The sequence below is a fragment of the Desulfobacter sp. UBA2225 genome, assembly GCF_002348205.1.
GTDB classification, from domain to species: Bacteria; Desulfobacterota; Desulfobacteria; order Desulfobacterales; family Desulfobacteraceae; genus Desulfobacter; species Desulfobacter postgatei.
Genome location: NZ_DDYV01000251.1, coordinates 1 through 5,843, shown reverse-complemented (window position 1 = coordinate 5,843; position 5,843 = coordinate 1). Strand labels below are relative to the sequence as shown.

Below are 5,843 nucleotides of genomic sequence, written 5' to 3'. Positions count from 1 at the left end.
AAAATGCGGAAAAGAGGCTGAAAACGACATCCCGGATGGTCGTAAAGAAAGGAAAGACTAAGTTACAGAAAAATAAACTTTCTGAAGATATGTAAGCTATTTATGATTGTTTTCTGTGATTCCTTTTTCGAGGCCTAAGTTGTATGCATCGTATCGTTACCTCATACAGGATCAGGGAACCAGTATGGGGTAGCCTGTTGTCGAGAGTTCAATATTGACCTCTTCGTGCCGGCCAAAAAAATCACCGTCTAACTGCACCGGCATAGGGTTTTTACACTGAATGGAAATTTTTTTGCCTTTCAGGTATTGGACTCCTTTTACGGAATGCAAATTGCCAAAGTAAATATGGGCCATATAATTGATCAGGTCTTTGGCCCGGGTCTGGGGCAGGACCACAACATCCAGCACACCTGTATCTATGCCGGCGGTATCGGCAACCGTGCAGATACCGGCATAAGTTTTTACATTACTGACCAGAACCATGGCTCCTTTGGCATAATGGGTCTCATCCACGAAAACCTCGTAAATCCGAGGCAAGTCCCCCAGAGCTCGAAATATCGGCAGCAGGTAACTGAAGTTGTTAACTTTACCCCGGCGATTTTTTTTCATTTCTTCCGTGACTCGGGCACCGAACCCCACGTCAGCCACCATGATAAATTTTGAGCCGTTCATTTCAGCCAGGTCCGCCTGAACGATTTTTCCATTTTCCAAAAGATCTGCCATGACACGGCAGCTCGTTGGCAAATTTAAATCTTTTCCGAGAAGGTTGGCATTCCCGGCAGGCAGTTGGGTGATGGGAATGCCAAGATCCATAGGAATTCCGTTCAGCACTTCATTAAAAGTGCCGTCACCCCCCACAACCACGACTCTGTCGATCGTGTTATCGATGCTGGACATTTTATGCCTTGCATCTCCTCTGTACCGAGTCAGATAGATCTGCGGCGCGTGCCCCCTTTCCTCAAGGAGGACCGCAAGTCTGCGGGCTGTTTTCCGGATATCTACGCCACTTGAAACCGGGTTGGCTATGATCAGGATATTCATAAAAACCTTTGTTATTTTGGTCCGGATTGTTATTTTTTTTGTAAAAATTGCATTATGAATTTGTTAGGGGGGATTTAATTAAGGATACCATCTAAAAAACAATGCCGGTTCCTCTGCTTTGTACTGATTTTCTCCGGTCTTATCCTGTGTTGGTCTCCATTACTAAGGAACCGATCCTAAATAACTTGCCCATTTTGTTAAATCCGGGAGCGCGGGTGTTCCGCCCGCAGTAAAAATGCGGGCGGAACACCCGCGCTCCCAGGTTAAGTTATTTCAATCTCATTCCTAAGGCAATACGTTGGACAGTTTTTGAAAGTCCGGAAGACCCTGTTATCAAGGTTTTGAAATTTGCCCTGGTTGGACTCTCTTCGCTTGGACGCTGTGAACCAAGTGTTATTGACACCATTGATTCGGTATTGTGCTAAAAATAGGCTTTAGCCAGTGCCGGTTCAATTTCAGGTGCATCTATTTTTGTTTCCATAGACTGTGCCTGCATCCTCTTGTCGTGCAAAACCCGGATTATGCCGTCGGCAAGGCCCTGCATGGGGACATGGATTTTTTCACACCGTCCCCAACTCATGGCTTTAATATAGATCCGTGCACCCGGGATAATAACGTCTGCCCGGTCAGGTTTCAAATAAAAGCGCTTCATCCGTTCTTCCAGGGGATAAGCAGCCAGTTCATCCCGGATTTTTTTTATTTTTTTCCGGCTTACCCATGTCCCGGGCCGGCCCTTGGCCAGCTTAAACAGCTGGTTGATGTTCCCGCCGCTGCCAATGGCCTCTACAGGTTCGTGTCCCTGGGTGATCTTTGTCAGCCAGGATTTCATAAGATCCCAGTCCTGCTGCCGTGCCCGGTTGTTAAGCAAACGTATGGTGCCCAGGTTAAAGGAACGGCTGTCCTGGACCTTGCCGTCACAGAACAACGTGATTTCGGTGCTGCCGCCACCCACATCCACAAATAAAGCAGCCTTTTCCGATGATGTCATTATTTCGTGGCGGTTTTGGAAAAGATACCGGGCTTCCTGTCTGCCGTTGATAATTTCGATGTCAATCCCGGTCTGTTCCTTTATTCTGCGGCATACCTGCCTGCCGTTTTGGGCGGATCTCATGGCTGAAGTGGCACAGGCCTTGACCGCCACAGGCTGGTACGCATCAATGAGCTTTGCAAAACCACCTATGGTTTTTGTTAGTTTACAGGCCCGTTCATCCGAGATCGTACCCCGTAAAAAGGCGTCTTCACCTAAACGAATGGGCATGCGCATCCAGGAGATTTTTTTTACCCGAAGTCCGAACGATTCTTCCGATACCATGGCTAAAAGCAGGCGGACGGCATTGGAACCGATGTCGATGGCGGCATATTTTGTCATTGAATCCATAATGATTGACATTCTAATTGAGTGACGTCATCATATCAAGGTGTAAAACAAAGATTAACAAGGATCTAACATGGTAAAAACTAAAAAGGTGAACACTTCTTTAAGGCTGGATAAAAAAGTGCTCAAGGACCTTAAAATCCTGGCCATTGAAAAAGAGACCAGTGTCCAGGGCATTATTGAAAAACTGATTCTTGAATACATTAAAAAGAATAAGGAAACATCGGAACAATGAATCTTCCTTCCCCACAAATTTTTATGCTGCCGGCCGGTATCAATGTCAAAAAGATAAATGATATACTCAAAGATGAAAATATGACCCTGGCAGGCAATACATGTGAGCCTGAGGAGGGGACGATTCTGGATACCTTTGATGCGGCGGTTTATAATTCGGGTGCCCTTTTAATCCAGGCTGAATCCGGTCTGATCAGGCTCTGCTGGTCAGGTGATTTAACGGTCCAGGCTGCACCGGAATCTGAATGGCGATTTGCCCGGGAACTTCCCCAAGGACCAGTCAGGGACCTGCTTTTGGATCTGTCTGCTTTGCGGGCATTTGCGCCGGCAGGGCAGGTGACTATCATTCGGGATACATTAAGTGTTTTAGACGACGAGCAAAAAACCTGCTGCCGCGTTGAATCAATCACGTTGAGCCGTGGCAAGAAGGTCTGGTCCTGGCTCATGACCCGTCCCATGAGAGGCTACAGCGACAGCCATGCGCTGATTTGCGGTGTTTTGGAAAAAATGGAAAAAGCAGGGCTTCCGGCAGAGGTTCTCAAACTCAGGATTTCAGATTACACATCCAAGCCGGATATTCACCTGTCTGAAAATGCCCCTGCCAGGACAACTCTTTGTACCATTGTGCAGAGCTTTTTGCAGGTGACACGCCGCAACGAATCCGGACTGATAGACGATATTGACACCGAATTTCTTCATCAGTGGCGGGTCAGTCTGCGCAAGGTCCGTTCCGTGCTTACCCTGTTTAAAGGCGTGGTGGCCACCGAAACCCTTGACCAACTGAAACAGGATTTCAGGGATATTATGCAGGATACCAACATGATGCGGGACCGGGATGTTTATCTTTTATCCAGGGACGATTATTTTGCCCTGGTTCCCCCCCATGCCCATCCGGGCCTTGAACTGCTTTTTGAACTGCTGCAACAGGATCGGGATGAGGCTTTTGGAAAGGTTACGGCCATGCTTACGTCCAAGGCCTACAAAAAACAGATAAAATCTATTCAAAAGTTATTTGAGAATCCCCAAGACCTGCCCAAAGGCCCCAAGGCCGATGCCCCGTCAAAGGTTTTTGCCGCGGACCTTGTTTTGAAACGATATAAAAAGGTATGCAAGCTTGCCGGAACTATCACCGAAAAGACCCCGGATGAGACCATTCATGAACTGCGCATCCAGTGCAAAAAATTGCGATACCTGATTGAATCGGCCCAGCCCTTATTTGACGATAAACAGGTAAAGAGTTTGCTGAAAACCCTTAAAGGGTTGCAGGACCATCTGGGAAGTTTCAATGACCAGTCTGTCCAGCAGGTCACCCTGGCCCAGTGTCTCGATCGTTACCCGGGCACCGGACCCAATGCCAAGGCCTTGGCCGAAAGCATCGGGGCGTTGACGGCCATGCTTTACCGCAAACAGCTGGAAGAGCGCCGGATGATTATTGAAAACCTGTCTCAGCTTTACAATCCCGAGACACAGGGTGCCTTTAAGGTCCTGTTTGATTTAAAGCGCATTGCGGCAAACCCGAACCCTGAAACCGGTGAGCAAGACAAAAATCAGGTTGATTCATACGGAGATAAAAATTTATGAAACTTATTGCCTGCTATTCAAACAAAGGCGGTGTGGGAAAAACCGCTGCCTCGGTCAACCTTGCATATGCCAGCGCGTTAAGCGGTAACCGGACACTTTTGTGCGACCTTGATCCCCAGGGTGCTTCAGGATTTTATTTTCGTGTGAAACCGTCGGAAAAACTCAAAAGCAATACCTTTTTTGAAGATACCAAAAAGTTTGCAGAAGCCATCAGAGAAAGTGATTTTCATAATCTGGACCTTTTGCCGGCCAACATGAGTTTCAGGGATTTTGATATTTTTCTGTCGCGGATGAAAAAGAGCCGCTCCAGGCTGAACAAGGCGTTGAAGCCGGTTGATGGTGAATATGACATTGTTATTTTGGACTGCCCCCCCAATATCTCCCTGCTTTCAGAAAATATATTCAAGGTGGCGGACCGCATTATGGTGCCGGTGATCCCCACCACCCTGTCCCAAAGAACCCTTGAACAACTGTATGCGTTTTTTAAAAAACAGGGATATAAGTCATCCAAAATCTTCCCGTTTTTTTCCATGGTTCAGCAGAGTAAATCCCTGCACCTTGAGATTATGGCAGAGATCCGGGCCGGACATGAGCAGGTGATGAATACCTGGATACCTTTTTCCACCCATATTGAGCGTATGGGTGTCCACAGGGCACCGGCCCTGTCCTATGCCGGGAAAGAAGAAGCTGTGGCAGCCTATGCACAATTGTGGCAGGAAGTTCAGGTTTAAGGGAACAGCGTAAAATGAAAGAGATAGAACGAAAGTTTCTGCTGACAAAGATGCCGGAAATTGTTTTGAAATCCACAATCTGTATCCGGCAGGGCTATATTTCCAAATCCCGGGATTCTGTTGAGATCAGACTTCGCCAGAAAGGCGATGCATTTTTCATGACTTTTAAACGGGGCCAGGGACTTGTGCGGGATGAAGCGGAAATCAGGATCAATGAATCGGATTTTCATCATCTGTGGCCGTTGACCCAGGATCGCCAGGTGGAAAAACAACGGTCCAAAGCCATCCTTGAAAATGGCCTTACCGCAGAAATTGATGAATTTTCAGGTGCCCTTGAAGGCCTTTTTTTATGTGAGGTGGAATTTGGTGACGAAGCCCAGGCCAGGGACTTTGTTCCGCCCCAATGGTTTGGACCGGATGTGACGGAAGACAGTCGATATAAAAATAAAAGCCTTGCCGAAAACGGCATGCCCTAACCGACGCCTTCATTTTTCTGCCGGTTCAAGCCCTGGGCCATCTCTATTGCCTGGCCTTTTACCACAAATTCCTTCATCTGCATGGACGCATCTGAAAAATTCACATCCAGGGACGTGGTTCCGCCTGCCGTAACGGTCACATTTTTGATATGTTAAAAATTTTTGATTGCCTGTGAAGTTTTCATAGGGTAAATTGTTAATACAATTCTTATTTTCTTAGTTTATATTTGCCTTAGGTTATTAATTCTTTGAAAAGTTATTTTTGTAACGTTAGGTAAAATAATTTGGAGTACATCATGTTCCCCGATGAACAAAAAAATTTCATAGAACGTGAGCCGACTCCGGCAAAACAACAAATGTCCACGCAGTTTGACCTGAAATCTTCGGAATTGTTCCTGAACAGGG

General features: G+C 46.8%; 7 protein-coding genes. 4 read left to right on the top strand and 3 right to left on the bottom strand.

The genetic code is table 11. The features are described 5' to 3' along the window. Window positions 1–171: 171 nt before the first annotated feature. On the bottom strand, window positions 172–1,041 hold the full coding sequence (locus tag B3D59_RS12450) for a diacylglycerol/lipid kinase family protein (protein ID WP_286820155.1): 870 nt from the start codon (window positions 1,039–1,041) through the stop codon (window positions 172–174). Between the two features lie 421 nt (window positions 1,042–1,462). Beyond that, window positions 1,463–2,419: an exopolyphosphatase gene (locus B3D59_RS12445; RefSeq protein ID WP_286820154.1), complete on the bottom strand. Its 957-nt coding sequence runs from the start codon at window positions 2,417–2,419 to the stop codon at window positions 1,463–1,465. Window positions 2,420–2,489: 70 nt separating this feature from the next. On the opposite strand from B3D59_RS12445, the gene B3D59_RS12440 reads away from it, so the two are divergent. The 4 genes from B3D59_RS12440 to B3D59_RS12425 are packed head-to-tail and all read left to right on the top strand — an operon-like array spanning window position 2,490 to window position 5,438. Continuing rightward, on the top strand, window positions 2,490–2,651 hold the full coding sequence (locus B3D59_RS12440; protein WP_286820153.1) for a CopG family transcriptional regulator: 162 nt from the start codon (window positions 2,490–2,492) through the stop codon (window positions 2,649–2,651). Continuing rightward, the gene (locus tag B3D59_RS12435) at window positions 2,648–4,231 is read left to right on the top strand and encodes a CHAD domain-containing protein (protein ID WP_286820152.1); all 1,584 of its coding nucleotides are present in this window, start codon (window positions 2,648–2,650) and stop codon (window positions 4,229–4,231) included. Before B3D59_RS12440 ends, B3D59_RS12435 begins: the two co-directional genes overlap by 4 nt. Continuing rightward, window positions 4,228–4,962 (top strand): ParA family protein, encoded by a 735-nt coding sequence (locus tag B3D59_RS12430; RefSeq protein ID WP_286820151.1) that lies wholly within the window; start codon window positions 4,228–4,230, stop codon window positions 4,960–4,962. The genes B3D59_RS12435 and B3D59_RS12430 overlap by 4 nt, the downstream gene beginning before the upstream one ends. Before the next feature lie 14 nt (window positions 4,963–4,976). Further along, complete coding sequence (locus B3D59_RS12425; RefSeq protein ID WP_286820150.1) at window positions 4,977–5,438, top strand: CYTH domain-containing protein; 462 nt, start codon at window positions 4,977–4,979, stop codon at window positions 5,436–5,438. Here B3D59_RS12425 and B3D59_RS12420 read toward each other — a convergent pair. After that, a complete protein-coding gene (locus B3D59_RS12420; protein WP_286820149.1) occupies window positions 5,435–5,578 on the bottom strand; it encodes a hypothetical protein in 144 nt (47 codons plus the stop codon). The two genes, B3D59_RS12425 and B3D59_RS12420, sit on opposite strands and share 4 nt — an antisense overlap. Between the last annotated feature and the right edge of the window lie 265 nt (window positions 5,579–5,843).